This is a genomic window from Bellilinea sp. (assembly GCF_053501535.1).
The window spans coordinates 1-18,045 of sequence record NZ_JBRCOK010000080.1; the positions used below are offsets into that span (position 1 = coordinate 1).

19 protein-coding genes, 4 tRNA genes, 1 riboswitch and 1 other annotated feature are annotated in these 18,045 nt (G+C 55.8%); of the genes, 13 read left to right on the forward strand and 10 right to left on the reverse strand.

What is annotated here, in order from left to right:
• Positions 1 to 34 precede the first annotated feature (34 nt).
• Positions 35 to 1,717 (forward strand): energy-dependent translational throttle protein EttA, encoded by a 1,683-nt coding sequence (gene ettA / locus ACWIZX_RS08240; protein WP_448335435.1) that lies wholly within the window; start codon positions 35 to 37, stop codon positions 1,715 to 1,717.
• 8 nt (positions 1,718 to 1,725) lie between these two features.
• Here the strand turns inward: ettA and ACWIZX_RS08245 are convergent, their stop codons facing one another.
• From ACWIZX_RS08245 to ACWIZX_RS08270, 6 genes are all read right to left on the reverse strand, one after another.
• Complete coding sequence (locus tag ACWIZX_RS08245) at positions 1,726 to 3,459, reverse strand: diguanylate cyclase (protein ID WP_448335436.1); 1,734 nt, start codon at positions 3,457 to 3,459, stop codon at positions 1,726 to 1,728.
• A 143-nt stretch (positions 3,460 to 3,602) separates the two neighbouring features.
• A complete protein-coding gene (locus ACWIZX_RS08250) occupies positions 3,603 to 4,604 on the reverse strand; it encodes a hypothetical protein (protein ID WP_448335437.1) in 1,002 nt (333 codons plus the stop codon).
• 114 nt (positions 4,605 to 4,718) lie between these two features.
• Positions 4,719 to 5,888: a hypothetical protein gene (locus ACWIZX_RS08255; RefSeq protein ID WP_448335438.1), complete on the reverse strand. Its 1,170-nt coding sequence runs from the start codon at positions 5,886 to 5,888 to the stop codon at positions 4,719 to 4,721.
• A 100-nt stretch (positions 5,889 to 5,988) separates the two neighbouring features.
• Positions 5,989 to 7,119: an A/G-specific adenine glycosylase gene (gene mutY / locus ACWIZX_RS08260; RefSeq protein ID WP_448335439.1), complete on the reverse strand. Its 1,131-nt coding sequence runs from the start codon at positions 7,117 to 7,119 to the stop codon at positions 5,989 to 5,991.
• Positions 7,064 to 7,366 (reverse strand): hypothetical protein, encoded by a 303-nt coding sequence (locus tag ACWIZX_RS08265; protein ID WP_062158829.1) that lies wholly within the window; start codon positions 7,364 to 7,366, stop codon positions 7,064 to 7,066. The genes mutY and ACWIZX_RS08265 overlap by 56 nt, the downstream gene beginning before the upstream one ends.
• 10 nt (positions 7,367 to 7,376) lie before the next feature.
• Positions 7,377 to 8,195, reverse strand: coding sequence for an MBL fold metallo-hydrolase (locus ACWIZX_RS08270; RefSeq protein WP_322794367.1), 819 nt, complete (start codon positions 8,193 to 8,195; stop codon positions 7,377 to 7,379).
• A gap of 319 nt (positions 8,196 to 8,514) precedes the next feature.
• Between ACWIZX_RS08270 and ACWIZX_RS08275 the strand changes: the two genes are divergently transcribed.
• The 12 genes from ACWIZX_RS08275 to rplL all read left to right on the forward strand — a co-directional run bounded on the left by ACWIZX_RS08275 (position 8,515) and on the right by rplL (position 14,037).
• Positions 8,515 to 8,587: transfer RNA gene (locus tag ACWIZX_RS08275), tRNA-Thr, on the forward strand.
• Between the two features lie 75 nt (positions 8,588 to 8,662).
• Positions 8,663 to 8,745: transfer RNA gene (locus ACWIZX_RS08280), tRNA-Tyr, on the forward strand.
• 55 nt (positions 8,746 to 8,800) lie between these two features.
• Positions 8,801 to 8,873 (forward strand) — tRNA-Thr (locus ACWIZX_RS08285).
• Between the two features lie 62 nt (positions 8,874 to 8,935).
• Positions 8,936 to 10,138 carry an elongation factor Tu gene (gene tuf / locus ACWIZX_RS08290; RefSeq protein ID WP_448335440.1) on the forward strand — a complete coding sequence of 401 codons (1,203 nt, stop codon included), beginning with the start codon at positions 8,936 to 8,938 and terminating at the stop codon, positions 10,136 to 10,138.
• A 41-nt stretch (positions 10,139 to 10,179) separates the two neighbouring features.
• Complete coding sequence (gene rpmG, locus ACWIZX_RS08295) at positions 10,180 to 10,350, forward strand: 50S ribosomal protein L33 (protein ID WP_416181048.1); 171 nt, start codon at positions 10,180 to 10,182, stop codon at positions 10,348 to 10,350.
• Between the two features lie 54 nt (positions 10,351 to 10,404).
• Positions 10,405 to 10,477: transfer RNA gene (locus ACWIZX_RS08300), tRNA-Trp, on the forward strand.
• A gap of 96 nt (positions 10,478 to 10,573) precedes the next feature.
• Complete coding sequence (secE, locus tag ACWIZX_RS08305) at positions 10,574 to 10,822, forward strand: preprotein translocase subunit SecE (RefSeq protein ID WP_322793815.1); 249 nt, start codon at positions 10,574 to 10,576, stop codon at positions 10,820 to 10,822.
• Positions 10,823 to 10,852: 30 nt separating this feature from the next.
• The gene (gene nusG / locus ACWIZX_RS08310; protein ID WP_448335441.1) at positions 10,853 to 11,557 is read left to right on the forward strand and encodes a transcription termination/antitermination protein NusG; all 705 of its coding nucleotides are present in this window, start codon (positions 10,853 to 10,855) and stop codon (positions 11,555 to 11,557) included.
• Positions 11,558 to 11,645: 88 nt separating this feature from the next.
• Entirely contained in the window at positions 11,646 to 12,071 is a 426-nt protein-coding gene (rplK, locus tag ACWIZX_RS08315; RefSeq protein WP_322793814.1) for a 50S ribosomal protein L11, read from the forward strand.
• 50 nt (positions 12,072 to 12,121) lie between these two features.
• On the forward strand, positions 12,122 to 12,841 hold the full coding sequence (gene rplA, locus ACWIZX_RS08320) for a 50S ribosomal protein L1 (protein WP_322793813.1): 720 nt from the start codon (positions 12,122 to 12,124) through the stop codon (positions 12,839 to 12,841).
• A 27-nt stretch (positions 12,842 to 12,868) separates the two neighbouring features.
• Positions 12,869 to 13,025, forward strand: a sequence feature (ribosomal protein L10 leader region).
• 17 nt (positions 13,026 to 13,042) lie between these two features.
• Positions 13,043 to 13,576: a 50S ribosomal protein L10 gene (gene rplJ / locus ACWIZX_RS08325; protein WP_322793812.1), complete on the forward strand. Its 534-nt coding sequence runs from the start codon at positions 13,043 to 13,045 to the stop codon at positions 13,574 to 13,576.
• Between the two features lie 80 nt (positions 13,577 to 13,656).
• A complete protein-coding gene (gene rplL, locus ACWIZX_RS08330; protein WP_322793811.1) occupies positions 13,657 to 14,037 on the forward strand; it encodes a 50S ribosomal protein L7/L12 in 381 nt (126 codons plus the stop codon).
• A gap of 64 nt (positions 14,038 to 14,101) precedes the next feature.
• On the opposite strand, the gene lexA is transcribed toward rplL, so the two are convergent.
• The 4 genes from lexA to ACWIZX_RS08350 all read right to left on the reverse strand — a co-directional run bounded on the left by lexA (position 14,102) and on the right by ACWIZX_RS08350 (position 17,570).
• Positions 14,102 to 14,815: a transcriptional repressor LexA gene (lexA, locus tag ACWIZX_RS08335; RefSeq protein ID WP_448335442.1), complete on the reverse strand. Its 714-nt coding sequence runs from the start codon at positions 14,813 to 14,815 to the stop codon at positions 14,102 to 14,104.
• Between the two features lie 114 nt (positions 14,816 to 14,929).
• Entirely contained in the window at positions 14,930 to 15,718 is a 789-nt protein-coding gene (locus ACWIZX_RS08340; protein WP_448335443.1) for an ABC transporter ATP-binding protein, read from the reverse strand.
• Entirely contained in the window at positions 15,687 to 16,694 is a 1,008-nt protein-coding gene (locus ACWIZX_RS08345) for an ABC transporter substrate-binding protein (protein WP_448335444.1), read from the reverse strand. Before ACWIZX_RS08345 ends, ACWIZX_RS08340 begins: the two co-directional genes overlap by 32 nt.
• An 18-nt stretch (positions 16,695 to 16,712) precedes the next feature.
• Complete coding sequence (locus ACWIZX_RS08350) at positions 16,713 to 17,570, reverse strand: ABC transporter permease (protein WP_448335445.1); 858 nt, start codon at positions 17,568 to 17,570, stop codon at positions 16,713 to 16,715.
• Between the two features lie 99 nt (positions 17,571 to 17,669).
• A riboswitch (FMN riboswitch) is annotated at positions 17,670 to 17,804 on the reverse strand.
• Positions 17,805 to 18,045 lie beyond the last annotated feature (241 nt).

Sequence of the window (18,045 nt, forward strand, 5' to 3'; positions counted from 1 at the left end):
CGGTTAAGGTAAAATCAACCACAGAGAGGCTGCCATGACAAACGAACCCAACAAAATTATTTACTCGATGATCGGCGTCAGCAAGTATTATGACCGGAAACCGGTTTTGCAGGATATTTATCTTTCGTATTTTTATGGCGCCAAAATTGGAGTCATTGGCTTGAACGGCTCCGGAAAGAGCACCCTGCTGCGCATTCTGGCCGGGGTGGAAAAGGACTTCAACGGTGAGACCGTGCTGGCGCCCGGCTACACGGTGGGTTATCTGGAGCAGGAACCGCAACTGGATGAGGAAAAGACCGTGCGTGAAATTGTTGCCGAAGGCGTGCAGGAAGCCATGCAGCTTTTGGAGGAATTCAACCGGATCAGCGAACGCTTTGCGGAACCGTTGACGGATGAAGAAATGAACGCGCTGATCGAAAAACAGGGCGAAGTGCAGGAAAAAATTGACCACCTTGGGGCATGGGACATGGATGCCCGCCTGGAAATGGCAATGGATGCCCTGCGCTGCCCGCCCGGTGATACCCCGGTTAAAGTGCTTTCCGGTGGAGAACGCCGCCGGGTGGCGCTGTGCCGGCTGCTGCTGCAAAAACCCGATATCCTGCTGCTGGATGAACCGACCAATCACCTGGATGCCGAAACGGTGGCATGGCTGGAACGCCATTTACAGGAATACCCCGGCACGGTGATTGCCGTCACCCATGACCGCTATTTTCTGGATAATGTCGCCGGCTGGATTTTGGAATTGGATCGCGGGCGGGGCATTCCCTACAAGGGGAATTACTCCGGCTGGCTGGAACAGAAAAAGGCGCGCCTGATGACGGAAGAAAAGCAGGAAAGTGAACGAGTCCGCACGCTGGAACGCGAACTGGAATGGATCCGCATGGCGCCGCGCGCCCGGCATGCCAAATCCAAGGCGCGTATTCAGGCTTATGAGCGGCTGCTCAGTCAGGAAAATGAAAAAGCCGCCAGAGAATTGGAGATTTACCTCCCGCCCGGCCCGCGGCTGGGCAATCTGGTAATTGAGGCAGAGCATGTTTACAAAGGCTATGGCGACCGTTTGCTGATCGAGGATATGAGCTTTTCCCTGCCGCCGGGCGGTATCATTGGCATTATTGGTGCGAATGGAGCCGGTAAGACCACCCTGCTGCGCATGATCACCGGCCAGGAAAAACCCGATTCGGGTACTTTACGCATCGGCGAAACGGTACAAATGGCGTATGTGGATCAATCGCGGGATGTGCTCGATCCGCAGCGAACGGTGTGGGAGATGATCTGCGATGGGGAAGATACCATCCGTCTGGGTGAACGCGAGGTGAACTCGCGCGCTTATGTGGCGCGGTTTAACTTTACCGGTGCAGATCAGCAGAAAAAAGTGGGTATGCTTTCGGGTGGCGAACGCAACCGCGTTCACCTGGCGCGAATGCTCAAGCAGGGTGCTAATGTGCTGCTGCTGGATGAGCCGACCAACGATCTGGATGTCAACACCCTGCGGGCGCTGGAAGAAGCGCTGCTAAACTTTGGCGGTTGTGCGCTGGTGGTCAGCCATGACCGCTGGTTTCTCGATCGGATTGCCACGCACATTCTGGCGTTTGAAGGCGACAGCCGGGTGGTGTTTTACGATGGCAACTACACCCAGTATGAAGCCGACCGCCGCGCCCGGCTGGGAATTGCCGCCGACCAGCCGCACCGCATCACCTACCGAAAATTGACCCGTTAGGACGGGGGTCAGCCTTCAAAGGCTTTTACGCAGTTGCGCCCGCTGTTTTTGGCAGCATACAGGGCCTGATCGGCGCGGCGCAGCAGTTCCTTGAATGTATGGGGAAAGTGAGGCGGGCTGGCAGTTGCCACGCCGAGACTGATGGTGACATTCAAACGATTGCCACCAATGCGGATGGGTGATTCGGCCACCGCACCGCGTACCCGTTCAGCCATGCGCAGGCCCTGTTCGAGTGTGATGCCCGGCATGATGATGGTAAATTCCTCGCCGCCGTAACGCGCCAGGGTATCACTGCTGCGCAGGCGGTGGCGGATGCGCTCGACCAGGATGGTCAACACCTGATCGCCAACCAGATGGCCGTACTGGTCGTTGATTTCCTTGAAATTATCCAGATCGAACATGATGATGGTCAAAGGCTGGCCGGTTTTGCGGGCTTCCTGAAAGGCGGCCTGACCGGTATCGAACAGGGCGCGGCGGTTCAGGCTTTGGGTGAGCGAATCGGTGCGTGCCAGTTTTTCCAGTTTGACCTGTGTGCGCTGCTGTTCTTCTACTTTGCGCTGTAGTTCCAGCGCCTGTTTTTGGAAGGCCTCCGTTTCGCGGCGCAGGGTTTCCAACTGGTGGAGTACCTGCAAATGCTTGATGCGCCGGTCGGCTTCCTGATCATAAACGGCTTGAAAGACGGCATGGTATTTCTTGTACATTTCCAGCGCAGCAGCGGTTTTACCGTTTTTTTCGTACAGATCCGCCAGTGCTCGATAGGCTTCCATCACCTGCTGCTGGCGGCGGGTTTGCTGTGCCAGCTGCAGGGCTTCGTTCAAGTCTTTTTCGGCGGCCTCGTAATGACCGCGTTCGGTGTGCAGTTTGCCCAGGTTGAGCAGGGTGATGGCAATTTCTGCAGTCAGATTGTACTGGCGGGCAACGTTCAACGCGCGCTGGTAGGCCGAAATGGCGGCGCTATCATCTCCCATGGCAAGATAAATTTCCCCAATGTTGTTGAGATAAACAGCCTGATCCTGCCAGGTTTGGATGGATTCGGCAATCTGAATGGCTTCGGTTTCGTATTCCATTGCGCGGCGCGGTTGGCCGGTGTGCAGGTAGCCCATCGCCAGACTATCCAGCGCCCACGAAAGGCGCATGGGTTCGTTCAGTTCGCGCAGCGTTTGCACGGCCTGATGCAGGTGAGGGATGGCCAGTTCGGGTTGACCCAGCAGAACATAGGTGTAGCAGATGTCGTTGGTAATCTCGGCCGTCAGCAGTTGATCTCCCAGTTCCTGCACCTCTTTCAAGGCCTGAAACAGGTGTTCGAGTGCGTCGGCAAATTCCCCCATGTGGGCGTAAGCGATGCCGTAATAGGAACGGGCAAGCGCCTTTTCGCGGTTTTTGCCCAGCCGCTCAAATTGCTGCATGGCGGTTTGAAAATCGGTCAGCGCCGCGGTGTAGGCAGCGTTTTTGAGGTTAAGCCGCCCGCGGGTGATGGTGCAGGCAGCCAGTTCGGCCTGAAGATGCTCGTCGTCCTGCTGAAGGTGATTTTCTGCCAGTTGAAAGGCTTGCTGAAGCAGCTTCAACCCGTGCGCAGGGTCGGCATCCAGTAAGTCCAATGCCTGCTGATGGAGGCGTTGAATTTCGGTCGTCAGGGGTTGGAGGGAAAGGGGTGTTTCGGCTTCCATTGGTTGGGGGTAAAAATCAAAAACCCGCACCGGCAGCAGGTGGCTGAAAAGCGTCAGGCAAATGGGCGGGGTCAACGAGCGCAGGCCGTGTTGAGGGCGGAAGTTGTCCTAAATATACCACAAATAGACCGTGGCGAATCAAACAAAAATCCCTGCTGCCGGGTGTTTTTGGTGCTGGCAGCAGGGAAGGCTTGTGGAAGGAAGTTAAGGTGCAGCGATCACGGGCCCTGCCAGCCGGCAAGGTATGCCATGAGTAACCAGTAAGCTTTTGCCATTCTCAAAGAACCTCTGGCGTTCAAATGCCCACCGTTTACCTCTTCCGTATAATCAGTACATAATGCGGGTAATCCTCTGCCTTGATTATCAAAGCAAGGACTTCCGTCCGGGCGATGAGAAAGTATATCGGCAATATCCATTAAGATGACATTATTTTGTCGCGCATATTCTCTCATCTGCTCATTGAAGGATGTGGAGTCAGGCGTTCCAATAGCAACCGCCAATCCCATTGTCCAGAGAGGAATAATCTTGTCTGGATGTCTTTGCATTAATGCTTCAATGTCTTCAATTCCAGGATAAGGATCTCTTGGATTTCTTGAGAAGAAAGCGTTATCAATGTCGCTTCCAATTTGAGCATCTACATATCCGAATTTGAAGGACATGACATCATAAAGATGAGCATTTTGATCTACTGCTTGTACGAAATAGTTGACTTTATTCCACCATCCAGGGTTTTGTCCCGGAGGAGGGGAATGAAATTCAAATATCCATGAGCGATTATCATATTTTGAGTTGTAAAGGATTTCTTGGGATGATAATCCTCGATCACAAAAATCTGGTCTTCTCCCATTTTGATCTGTAATCCCTCGCAGGCAGTCCAGTCCATTTTTGATATTGGCACCAACGGAAGCATGTCTGAATAGGCTGCGTATTCGTGCTGCTTGTTGAATGTAAGTATCTGGTATTTGCTCAAACAACTCTATCGATGTGTGGTCAATGATGTTGCCCAATTGCGGGTTGGGGATGATGGTCGGGCGCGGGGTGGGGGTGGGTGTGGTGGTTGTGCTGCTGCGCCGCACCATCGGCAGGAACACGGTATAAGAAGTATCTTGTGGTGTAATTTCGTCCGGCGGCTGGGTTTGAGCCAATACATTGAGCGGAAATACCGCTGTTGCCAGAAGGATGAGCGCCATCCCCCAAGGCGCAAGACGGTTGATTTTCATTGACAATTGTTCTCCATGTAGTAAAGAATTTTGACCCGCTCCATTGTAGCAGAAAAAACCGCCTGAATCGGCGGTTTTCAATTTTGTTGGGCTTTTGTAATGACGCTGAAAAGTTCAGGGTATGTTGGGCTGCCAGCCGGCTAACTGCGCCAGCAACACCCACATGGCTTTGGCAGCCTGTAATTTGCCGGCCGAAACCGCCCCCAAATGCCCCCCTTCGCTTTCGGTGGTGTACGCACAGCAGATGACCGGGTTGCCGCTGTCGCTCAGGCAAGCTTCACCCTCAGGTGTATGACTGAGGATATCGGCCAGATCGTAGAGGATACGGTTGTTGGTTCTGGCCCACTCACGCATCTGTTCGTTGAAACGGCGCGAAACATCCGTGCCGATGTTGCGCGCCAGTGAAGTGGTCCAGTACACAAAGGTTTTATCGGGGTATTGCGCTTCCAGCCCAACCAGATCATACAGGTTGGGGCCGTCGTAACTGGGATCAAAGTACACATCGGCGATGTCGGAAGCGCTGGTCACCTGCAGGTAATTGTGCCCGTAGGTGATAATCTGGCGGTCGGCGTATTGCGGCACCTGGTTGAGGAAGTACTGCAGTTCTTCAAACCAGTAGGCGCCTTCGCTGAGGACGAATTCGATGTTGCTGCGGTCGTTGCCACCCGGAAAGCGGATGGCGGCGGGGATGGCCGCATCTCTGCCGGTGTAAGTCTTGACCTGATTGGAGTTGGGATCGGGGGCGCAGATCACCTGACTGGTAAAGTAGCGCCGGCAGTGCGAGGGGCTGGCTGCCCACGAGGGGGCTGCCAGACAATCCAACCCGCTGCTGATGTTCCAACCCACGCTGCGGTCGAAGAACACCATGCGGATTTTCTCGGCTTCCTGCAAAAACTCGGGCGGGATCTGGTCATACAATGCCACGGCGCGGTGGTCAATGATATTCACAGGGATGGGCGGGGCTGCCAGCGGCTGAAAACCGGTGATGGATGCGTTGGTTGGCGCTGGCGAGGTTGGGGTGAGGTCTGGCTGAGATGGAGAAGCGCTCGGCGTGATCAGGTCAGCCGGTTTGGCGGTGGTTGTTTGTTCATTGGTGGGGGTGGTGCTCGGGTTGGAGGCGGGCGTTTCGGCGGTGGGAGAAGCCGCAATGGCGACGGGTGGAGTGGCGGTTTCAGTCTGGTTTTGCGAAACTGCCGCGGGTTGATTTTGCTGCACCAGCATCACAATCAGCGCCAGGCTGAGCACGATCACCAGCGCCCAGGGCAGAATTGGTTTGGTTTGCATGAGATTGTTCTCCGTATAATTGACTAATTTTGTAAATCAAGTAAATTATAACAGGGTGTACTGCGTTGAACGGAGAAAGGCAGCGGGGGAGAAGTGTGAATCACCCCAGCGGAAAGAGGGAGCGCTCCATCTTCAGCAGGTCGGCGGCGATTTGACGGTCAATTTTACCCATTGCAAAGTGCGGCAATTCGCTCAGGGCGGCCCAGGTCAGGTCATCCGCCTGATGGGGCTGCGGTTCCCCCTGCAAAAGTGTGCAAAAAAAGGCGTGCAGTTTCACTTTGAAGTGGGTGTAGGCATGGCGGTAAATTCCCAGTACCTCGCCCACCTCGATTTCGACCCCCAATTCCTCCCGAATTTCGCGCTGCAAACATTCCGGCAGGGTTTCACCTTCTTCTTGTTTGCCGCCGGGGAATTCCCATAAACCGCCCAGCAAACCGTTGGCAGGCCGGCGGGTGAGCAGAACTTTGCCGGCGCGTGTGATGACGGCGGCGGTAACGGTGTAGTGAGGTGTGGCGGCGCGAGGTGACTGGACGGGTCGTTCTTCCTGAACGCCGAGCGCCTTTGCCTGACACCCATCCGCCAGCGGACAGCGGTCACAGTGCGGTTTGCGCGGTGTGCAGATTAACGCCCCCAAATCCATCAACGCCTGATTGAAATCTCCGGCTTTGCCGGCCGGCAAGTGGGAATACAACAATTCCAGAAGGCGGGCTTCTCCCTGCGGCGAGCGGGCCGGCAGGCTGACGTTGAAAAGCCGGGCGATGACCCGCCGCAGATTGCCGTCCAAAGCCGGTTCATCCTGCCCAAAGGCAATCGAAGCGATGGCGGCGGCGGTATACCGCCCTACACCGGGCAGACGAATGAGATTTTCAATCTCGGAGGGGATTTGACCGTTATATTTTTCAATGACCAGCCGGGCGGCGCGATGCAGGCTGCGCGCGCGGCTGTAGTAGCCCAGTCCTTCCCACGCCTTGAGGACTTGCTGCTCATCGGCCTGTGCCAGATGCTGCAGGGTGGGAAACTGCTCCATCCAGCGCTGGTAATAGGGAATGACCGTTTCCACACGAGTCTGCTGGAGCATGATTTCCGAGACCCACACGGCATAGGGGTCGCGGGTTTGGCGCCAGGGCAGGCTGCGGCGGTTTTGTCGGTACCAGTCGAGCAGCCGCCCGGCAAATTCAGAACTGGAATCCGCTGCGGGCTTCGACGATTTTGTACCGGTAATTGCGGACATAATCCTGCAGCTGATTGTTGAGGCTTTTCCACTCGGCGGAATTGAGGATTTGGCGCGCCTGTGCGGGGGATGGTACGACCGCGCCAACCAGAATTTGCGGCTGTGAGCCGTAAACCGTTGCCCATGCATCGCTCAGTTCGAACCCCAGGCGTTGAACGCCGGGGATAAACTCGCGTACCACGAATTCAAAGTATTCCTGTTCGCGTTCGGGGGCAATATCCCACGACATGATCAATTTGACAGCCACAGTTTACTCCTCAATTGCCAACCGGATCAAGCACAATCACCTGGGTTTCCTCCGGCAGCGAGTTCACCGAAGTCACTTTAAGAGAAGGTTGGGTGGTTACCGCCGTCAGCCCCATTTCTTTCAGGAACTTGCTCAACGGCTCCAGTTTTATGGTGGATTGCGGGGTAGCGTAATGCATGGGAATCACCAGATTGGGCTCGAGCAGGCTGATGATTTCGGCAGCCTTGGCGGCATTTAAACCGCTGCCGCCGCCAACCGGCACCAGTACGATGTGTACCGGACCCAATGTTTCCACCTCAGTCTGGGTGGGGACACGGTTGATAGCCCCCAAATGCAGCACATTGATGCCGTTGTAGTCAATCAGATACAGCGTATTGCGCGGTTCATCCGTTGTCTTTTTGGTATGTCCGTTGGTTTGCACACCGGTAATGAACACTCCCCCGATTTCAAATTCACCCGGTCCGCTGATGATGAACGGCTCGCCCTTGACGCCGTTCAGATAATTGTGACCGGGCGCCGCGTGGCTGACGGTGACGATGTCCGCTTTGAGTTTAAGCGGATCGTGACCCACCGCGCGGTGATCGTAGGGATCGGTCACCACACTGGCTAAATTGCGTTCGGTGATTCGAAAACAGGAATGCCCGTACCAGGTAATTTCCATGCAGCCTCCATTTATACTGCCTTGATTATACATGGAAACCGGCAAAAGGTAGAGGTCGGCAATCATCTTCAACATGGCTTTCTCAAAGTCGAGAACGGTCAAACAGTAGCCGGCCGGCGCTGACCGATGTCTATTCGGAATAATCCACTGATACGTCAAATCGAGCAATTTTGCCCCCTCCTGCGCCTCCCCCAATATCGCGAAAGCGATATTGGGGGAGGTCGGTGGGGGTTTGTTTCGCCACAATTCCAGTTTCGATACAAAGTTTTAGGATTGTCAAGGAGCTTTGAGAAAGCCATATCATCTTCAATATTGTGATAAGATTAAACACACAAGATTGTGATAAGATTCAACACACAAGCGGGTAAATGAGGCAGCAAGGGGCTTTTTTGGGAGAGGAAAAAGGTTAAATAACGGGCGTAAACCTTGCCTTCACACAGACCCTCTGATATAATCTAGCGCGCTATTATGACCCTTAACAATTCAGGCCGACGTAGCTCAATCGGCAGAGCAACCGCCTTGTAAGTGGTAGGTTACGGGTTCGATTCCCGTCGTCGGCTCAGGTTGCGGGCTGGCGAGTGAGGCTGATCTGAAATAGATGACCTCACTTGCGAGCCGGCAACGGCTCGGGGCATGGGCAGTTACCCAAGTGGCCAAAGGGGGCTGACTGTAAATCAGCTGGCGAACGCCTTCGGAGGTTCGAATCCTTCACTGCCCACTGGTCGTCTGACCGAAAATCCCCAAACTTTAGGGGAGTTTCTGGAGAACGGCAAGCCCTCATAGCTCAGTAGGTAGAGCACGCCCTTGGTAAGGGCGGGGTCATGGGTTCAAATCCCATTGAGGGCTCTTGATGCCGGTTTTCCCAGGACCCTTCTAGTTATTTAAGAGAGGAGCCAAGGAGAAAAAACATGGCGAAGCAAAAATTTGAGCGAACGAAACCGCATCTGAACGTAGGGACCATGGGGCATATTGACCATGGCAAGACGACATTGACCGCGGCGATCACGAAGTGGTGCAGTCTGCTGGGGAAGGCCGAATTCAAGGCGTATGACCAGATTGACAATGCGCCGGAAGAGAAAGCGCGCGGGATCACGATCAACATTGCGCACGTGGAATATGAGACCGACAAGCGGCACTACGCGCATGTGGACATGCCGGGTCACCGCGACTACATCAAGAACATGATCACCGGGGCGGCGCAGGTGGACGGTGCCATTCTGGTGGTGGCAGCGCCGGACGGACCGATGCCGCAGACGCGCGAGCACGTGCTGCTGGCGCGGCAGGTGGAAGTGCCGAGCATTGTGGTGTTTTTGAACAAAGTGGATCAGATGGACGATCCGGAGTTGCTGGAGCTGGTCGAGCTGGAACTGCGCGAGATGTTGACCGAATACGGCTTTCCTGGGGATGAGACGCCGATTGTGCGCGGGAGCGCGTTGAAGGCGTTGGAGAGCAGTTCGACGGATCCGAACGCGCCGGAATATGCATGCATCAAGGAATTGATGGATGTGGTGGACAGCTACATCCCGGAACCGGTGCGCGAGGTGGACAAACCGTTCATGATGCCGGTGGAAGACGTGTTCTCGATCAAGGGACGTGGGACGGTGGTGACCGGGCGTGTGGAGCGCGGGCGGATCAAAGTGGGTGATCCGGTGGAGATCGTGGGGCTGCGCGAGAAGAGCATGAGCTCGGTGGTGACTGGGGTAGAAATGTTCCACAAGATGCTGGACGAAGGCATGGCGGGGGACAATCTGGGGTTACTGCTGCGCGGGATTGAGCGGACGGATGTGGAGCGCGGGATGGTGATTGCCAAACCGGGGAGCATCACGCCGCACCGCAAGTTCAATGCGGAAGTGTATGTGTTGAAGCGGGAAGAAGGCGGGCGGCACAAGCCGTTCTTCAGCGGTTATCGGCCGCAGTTCTACATTCGGACGATGGACGTGACCGGCTCGATCAAGCTGCCGGAAGGGGTGGAGATGGTGATGCCGGGCGACAACGTGAACATGGAAGTGGAACTGATCGTGCCGGTGGCGCTGGAGCAGGGTTCGAAATTCGCCATTCGCGAAGGCGGTTTGACCGTCGGCGCGGGTGTGATTACCAAGATTCTGGACTGAGAAGGAGCGTCGGCTTAACTCAATAGGCCGCAAGTGAAAGTATGGCATCTAAGAAGAAAGATATTCGCCCGGTGATTACTCTGGCGTGTTCGGATTGCAAAGAGCGCAACTATACCTCCGAGAAGAATCGCCGCAACGATCCGGGGCGTCTGGAATTGAGCAAATACTGCCCGCGCTGCCGCAAGCACACGCTTCACCGCGAAACGAAGTAGGGTATAATTGGGGTGAGGCAGATGCAAGCGCAACAGACTGCCTCACCTTTCTGTAGGCCAGTAGCTCAATTGGCAGAGCACCGGTCTCCAAAACCGGGGGTTGTGGGTTCGACTCCTGCCTGGCCTGCCTCATTCCGGGCAACGCCCTTTCCGCCCCGCCGCAGTTTTTGGAGGGAAATCAGCAGGAAAGCGGCGTTTTAGCCTGAATAAGAAGGAGTTTTGTGTGGCTGAGAAAACCGAAAAAAGCAAACAGGTTGAAAAAAGCAAACAGGCTGAAAAGAGCAAACAGCCCAACCGGCTGGTGCGCTTTTGGCGCGAAACCATCGGTGAACTGCGCAAAGTCAACTGGCCGACCACACAGGAAGCCTGGCGTTTGACCAAAATTGTGCTGGTGGTGATGGGTTTGATGGCCATCTTTTTAGGTTTGCTGGATTACGTTTTCTCGGCTTTAATCGGTTTATTGTTGGGATAATACGCCGGACAACCAGCCGCGAAGGAGTAGATGGGAATGCAGGATGCGTATGACGAAATGAAAGACCCTGAGGAAGAGCAGGAACAAAAACCGCTACCTCAACCGCAGCCGGAGGTCAAAAAGACCACCGGCTCGACAGGCGCATCCCGTGCTGCTGCGCAACCATCGGCTCCGGAAGAGGAACTCCCTACCTTTGAAGAACCGGGTACCGAACAGCGGGCCTGGTATGTGGTGCATTGCTACTCTGGATACGAAAACAAAGTGCGCCACAACCTCGAACAACGCATCGAAACGATGGGGATGAAAGACAAAATTTTTGATGTGGTCATCCCCACCCAGGAAGAAATTGAGGTTAAAGACGGCAAGCGGCGCACCGTCGAACGCCATGTGTTTCCCGGTTATGTGCTGGTCAACATGATTATGACCGAAGAGTCCTGGTACGTGGTGCGCAACACACCGGGTGTGACCGGTTTTGTGGGCATGGGCAATCAGCCCACCCCGCTGCGCCCCGAAGAGGTGGCTCAAATCCTCAAGCGCATGGAAGCGGAAGCGCCGCATGTCAAAGTCACCTTCAAGGTGGGCGAGCGCGTACGGATTGTAGATGGCCCGTTCAACGATTTTCGCGGAACGGTGGCGGAAATTGACCAGGAGCGCAATAAGGTGCGGGTGATGGTCAATTTCTTTGGACGAGAAACCCCTGTGGAGCTGGATTTTCTGCAGGTGGAAAAAGCTTAAATGATGCAGGTAAATCCTCGGCGACGAGGATTGTTTGTGGGAGGGTGCTCCCCAAACCACCCGTTATAACCACGAAGGAGTAGAAAAAGTGGCAAAGAAACTAAAAGCAGTCGTAAGGTTACAGTTGGTTGCCGGAAAAGCAAATCCGGCTCCGCCGGTTGGCCCTGCCCTCGCCGGGCATGGGATCAACATCATGGCATTCTGCAAGGAATACAACGCCCGCACCCAAAACCGGGCTGGCGAAGTCATCCCTGCGGAAATCACCGTCTATACCGATGGTTCCTTCACCTTCATTTTGAAATCGCCCCCGGCGGCGGTGCTGCTCAAAAAAGCAGCCGGCGTTGAAAAGGGTTCGGCGGTGCCCAACCGCACCAAGGTGGGCAAAGTAACCCGCGCTCAAGTTCGGGAAATTGCCGAGATCAAAATGAAAGATATGAACGCAGTGGACATCGAAGATGCGATGCGTCAGATCGAAGGAACCGCCCGCAATATGGGCATTCAGGTCGTAGATTAAGCAAAAGTGGGAGGGCGTTGACTGCCCGTTAGCACCACGAAGGAGAAATCATGGCAAAGCACGGAAAGAAATACCTCGCCGCCAGTGCAAAAATTGCTCCCGGCCAGTCCTACTCGCCTGAGGAAGCGCTTGCTCTGGCAAAAGAAACTTCGATTACCAAATTTGATGCGACGGTTGAAGTTCACCTGCGCATGGGTCTGGACCCGCGTCAGGCCGATCAGCAGGTGCGCGATGTGGTTGTCCTGCCGCACGGCCTGGGCAAGACAGTCCGCGTGCTGGTCTTTGCGCAAGGTGAAGGGGCTGAAAAAGCCAAAGAAGCCGGTGCCGATTACATTGCCGACAGCGACGAATGGATCACCAAGATTCAAAACGGCTTCACCGATTTTGATGTGGCGATTGCCACGCCGGATATGATGAGCAAAGCCGGCCGGCTCGGCCGCGTGCTCGGCCCGCGCGGGTTGATGCCAAATCCCAAAGCCGGTACCGTAGTTCCGCCAGATGACCTGCCGCGCGTGATTCAGGAAGCCAAAGCCGGCCGCGTGGAGTTCCGCCTGGACAAGACGGCCAACATCCATGTGCCGATTGGCAAGGTGTCTTTTGATACCGAAAAACTGTACAACAACATGGCGGCGCTGATGGATGCGATCAAAAAAGCCAAACCGGCTGCCGCCAAGGGTTCCTACATCCGCAAGGTGACGGTCACCACCACCATGGGGCCCGGCATCCGTGTGGATGCGGTTCAGGCTCAAAACATGTCTACGAAGGAGTGAAACAGGTAAACCACCTGATTCCCTAAAAAGTGAATATTCCCTGCACCGTTGAAAGCAGGTGCCCCGCAAGGGGCTTAATATCCCGCCGAGGTGAGGACTTTTCCGAGAAATCTATACTGCCTTCTGGCAGTGGTTAAAAGTCTTTGCCCGGCACGCGCAGGGCAAAGACTTTTATCTTAAAAGAAAGGAGGTGAATCCTCGTTGGCGTTCACAAAACAGCACAAGAATAAGATGGTGGCGCAGTATGTGGAATGGCTGCGGCAAAGCCAGGGTGTGTTTGTCCTCAATTACAGCAAGATGACCATGAAGGAGATTGATACCCTGCGGGCCAAAGCGCGCGAAGCCGGCGCCGAGCTGCACGTCGTCAAGAATACCCTGATGAAACTGGCGCTCGATGAAGTCGGCATTCAGGACAAAGCCGTATTCGATGGCGCTTCACTGGTGGGTTTTGCGTTCAGTGATGCACCAGCGCTTGCCAAGGTACTCAGTGATGCAACGGCCAAATCCGAGATCTTTGCGATCAAGGGCGGGTATCTGGGCAACCAGCCGCTTTCGCCTGCACAGGTCAAAGCACTGGCCGACCTGCCGCCGCTGCCGGTCATGCGCGCCATGCTGCTGGGCACCATCTCGGCGCCGGCCACCAAACTGGTGCGGACGATTGCCGAGCCTGCCCGTGGTCTTGCGGCAGTCATCAAAGCCTACTCTGAAAAGGGTGCTGCCCCGGCTGCTGCCTGATGCGTTGTTCATCCACCTGTCAAAACAGGAAAATTTCATCAATCGAAAACAAACACACTTTTTTGTAAGGAGAATTTGAAATGGCTGATCTGGAAAAATTGGTTGAAGAACTCGGCAAACTGTCGGTTCTGGAAGCCGCTGAACTGGTAAAAATGCTGGAAGAAAAATGGGGCGTTTCCGCCGCCGCTCCGGTTGCTGCTGTGGCTGCTGCTCCTGCGGCTGCTGCCGCCGCTGAACCGGTGGAAGAAAAGACCGAATTCGATGTAGTGCTCAAGGATGCCGGCCCCAAGAAGATTGAAACCATCAAGGTCATCCGCCAGTTGACCAACCTCGGTCTGGTGGAAGCCAAGACCATGGCGGAAACTGCCGGCGCCAAGGTGCTGAGCGGGGTTGGCAAAGAAGCCGCCAACGATGCCAAGGCCAAACTGGAAGCCGCTGGCGCAGTCGTCGAAGTCGTCTAATCCGCGGTTCTACGTCCAACATCAAAAACCCCCCGTTTTACAGGCGGGGGGTTTTGCTTTCTGCTCAGGCAGCTACCGATTTGACCTGGCGGATGACCATGACCACTTTGCCCATGATGCGCAGGTGTGCCGGATTTTCGATGTAGATGGGGCCCATGGTCGGGTTGGCGGGCTGCAGGCGGATGCGGTCTTTCTCTTTGTAGAAGTACTTGAGGGTGGTTTCGTCGCGGTCGTCCAGCCACACGGCAACCATGTCGCCGTTGTTGGCTTCCTGTGCGCGGCGCAGGATGACGGTATCGCCGTCGTTGACCATGGCGTCAATCATGGAGTCTCCCTGAACTTCCAGGGCAAAGAGTTCTTCCGGCCGTTCGCGGGCGGGCAGCAAACTGCGGGCGATTTCCACGCTGGATTCCGGGTCGAAGTAGGCCAGATCGGAGGGGGGTACCGGAATCGGCTCGCTGGCGACGATTCGCCCCAATACCGGAATGGGGACGACATCCTCCAGCTGCCGGACGGCTTTGACGGCGCGGTTGAGCAGCCGTTCGGCCGGTTCCAGCACGCGAATCGAACGGGACACACGGTTATCCCGCGAGATGAAGCCCATCTGTTCCAGTTGGGTCAGATAATAATCCACCAGGGAGGTGGATTTGACGTTGATGCTATCCCCAATTTCTCGAATGGAAGGGGAGTAGCCGTTTTCCTCTTGAAAGCGGGTGAGGAAGTCCAGTATTTTGCGGTGCCGTTCACTTAAGCCCTGGCTGCGTCTCGCCATCATCATGCTGCCACTCCTTTTTGAAAGAAAAGACCGATGCTTTATCTAAAATTTTTCGACCATTTGTACTATTATAATACACGAACAATTGTTCTGTGTCAATAGTTTTTCTCGAAAAATTCAAGCAATTGCGGCCTTTAATTTTCGCGAAAGTTTTCCAAACGCGGCGGTATAGCGCATGTCATCGCTGCGCGGACGGGGCAGGGGAACGCGGAAGTCCAGCGCCAGCCGGCCGGGACGGGGCGTCAGTACCAGCACCCGGTCGGAAAGCAGCAGCGCCTCGGAAATGGAGTGGGTCACCATCAGGACGGTTTTCTGGCGCGCCTGCCACAGGTTCAATAACTCGCTGCCCATGCGTTCGCGGGTCAGCGCATCCAGCGAGCCAAACGGTTCATCCAGCAGCAGTAAATCCGGGTCTTGAATCAGGGCGCGGGCAATTGCAACCCGCTGCGCCATGCCGCCCGAAAGATCGCGCGGAAAGACTTCTTCAAAGCCCTTCAGGCCGATCAGTTCGATCAATTCCTGGGCCTGCTGGCGCGCCTGAGCGCGGGGTATGCCCTGCAATTCCAGCGGCAGGGTAATGTTTTCGATGGCGGTGCGCCAGGGCATCAGGTTGGCTTGCTGAAACACGTAACCGATACGGGGCGGCTTGCCGTTCGGGTAGCAGATTTCGCCGGCGCTGGGCGGCAGCAGGCCGGCCAGAACGCGCAGCAGAGTGCTCTTGCCGCTGCCGGAAGGGCCGAGGATGCAGACAAATTCCTGCGGTTGTACCGAGAAGGTCAGGTCACGCAAAGCGTGAAAAGTACCCCCTTCGGCCGGGAAGAGAATGCTCAGGTTGCGCACTTCCAGCGCAGGCAGTACGGTGGAATGGCTCATCTCAATATTGGGGCGGGCGGGGGAGATATTCATTGGTAAAGGCGGCCTTCCAGTCCAGAGCGGGGGGAATCAGTCCCATCTCTACCAGCAGGTTGAACGTGTTTTCCCAGGCCTGCGGGTCAGATTGACCCCATGGGTTGGTCTGATACAGGTCAATCGAGGCGGTCAGCACGCCGCGCTGGGTGGCTGCATCGCTTTCCGAAAGACTGGCCAGGTTTTCGACGTAACGGGTGGAGATCTCATAAGCGGCGTCGGGGTCGGCAACCGTATCCTGCATTCCCCGCAGGAAGGCACTGACCATGCGCCGAACGAGATCGGGGTTTTCTTTCAATGTTTTTTCGTTGGTGATCAACCCGTTGGAAACCAGGGCAAGGCTGTCGGCCACCCGCAGAACGCGCACATCGTAACCAAGTGCGCGCAGTTGAATCGGTTCGTTGGTGATATAAACCACCCCGGCTTCCACCTGTCCGGCGGTCAGCGCTTCCACCTGATTGAAGCCGATGGATTGCAGGTTGATGTCGGTTTCCTTCAGGCCGGCCGTCTTAAGCAGGGCCTGCAGACCGATGTAGCTGGCCCCGTAGGTGCCGGGGATGCCCACCTTGCGCCCGCGCAGGTCAGCCGGCTGGCGGATGCCGCTCGATTCCAGCGCAGCAATGCCCACCGGAAAATCGCGGTACCAGGCCGTGATATACACCACCGGTAAATCCTGCGCGCGGCCGAGCAGCACCTGCTCGCCGGAAACGACCGCAAAAGGAATTTGACCGGCCCCGACCAGCGCCACATTGTCATTTTCCATGCTGTAATCCAGGGTTACATCCAGTCCCAGTTCGCGGAAGTAGCCGCGCTCAATGGCGACATACAGCGGGGCAAATTGAATGTTGGGGATGAAACCCACCGGCAGGCGGATGGGGGTCAGCCCGGCGGTGGGGGCAGGGGTGGCAGGTGCGGCACACCCGCTGAGGAAGGAAACTGCAAGGATCAGGATGAGACTGAAATGAAGCGCACGCATGGTTCGAGTACCTTTCCATTAATCGAGAATTTTGTTGCCGTTGCGTTTGTAAGGTTCGCTTTGCCAGGCCAGCAAACGGCGTTCCATATAGATCACCGCTCCGTAAAGCAGCAACGCCAGCGTAACCAGTGTGAAAACGGCGACGAAGACCAGTGCCGTATCATACTGACCGCGCCCGACATTGATGAGAAAACCCAAACCGCGGTCGGCTGCCACCAGTTCACCGATAACCGCACCGATGACCGAGAGGGTGGCACCAACCCGCAAACCGCCCAGAAACACCGGCAGGGCAGCCGGAATTTCCAGATAGCGCAGGTTTTGCCACGGAGTAGCCCGCAGCGAGCGCATCAGGGCGCGCAGGTCCTGCGGAACGGCGCGCAGCCCTACCACCGTGTTGACCAGCACCGGGAAGAAAACAATCAGCGCGCAGATCAGCACTTTGGTGAAAATGCCCGGTCCAAACCAGATCACCAGCAGCGGGGCGATTGCCACAATTGGAATTGCCTGACTGGCGACCAGATAGGGGGCGAAGAGCTGCTCAAACAGCGGGGATTTAGCCAGCAGGTAACCGATCAGGGTGGCCAGCAGGGTACCCGCCAGCAAGCCGAGCGTGATTTCGAGCAGGGTGGCGGATGTGTGGCGCAGCAAGGTGCCATCCGCGAGCGCCTGCCAGAAACGCGCTGCCACCCGGCCGGGTGAGGGGAGGATGAAGGCCGGCAGTTGGGCAAGGCGTACCAACCCTTCCCACAGGAACAGTGCCAGCACCAGCGAGAAGGGGGTAAGGAATAAACGCAGGCGGCGCAGCCACGGCGATGCGCCGGCTTCACTCCCCAGCGGGGGTTTAAGGTTCTGTAAGTTGGGGATGCTGATTTCCATGTCTTTCAACCTGACTTTCCCGGTAAAAATAAAAATCCCGAAAACGATGGTTTTCGGGGCAGGAGGCAACGACATGCAGAAAAAGTCGCTGTAAGAGAGGGTAGCCTTCTTTCATCCGGACTGTACCGTCGACCCCGGAATTTCACCGGGTCGTGCGCGGATATGCGCTCGTGGGTTTTGACCACCGATCGGGAATTGGAAGCGCCGCTTCCTCACCCTGCCCCGAAGGCGTTTGGTTATTCAATTATGGTTATTATAGACGGGGTAGGACAGATTGTCAATCTGACGAATGTCCACAGTTTGTGTTAAATTTCACACAGGGGATAGCCGGGGGAATTCGGCTAACAAGCGTTAGATTTTTAACCCGCGGGACTCGCTTGTGGTGGCATGGCATTCTAAAAATCACTAATGGTCAAACCGCAGGCTGTCAAGGTTAATAAAAAACAACCCGTCGCTCGCCCCAACCCCCCGTAGC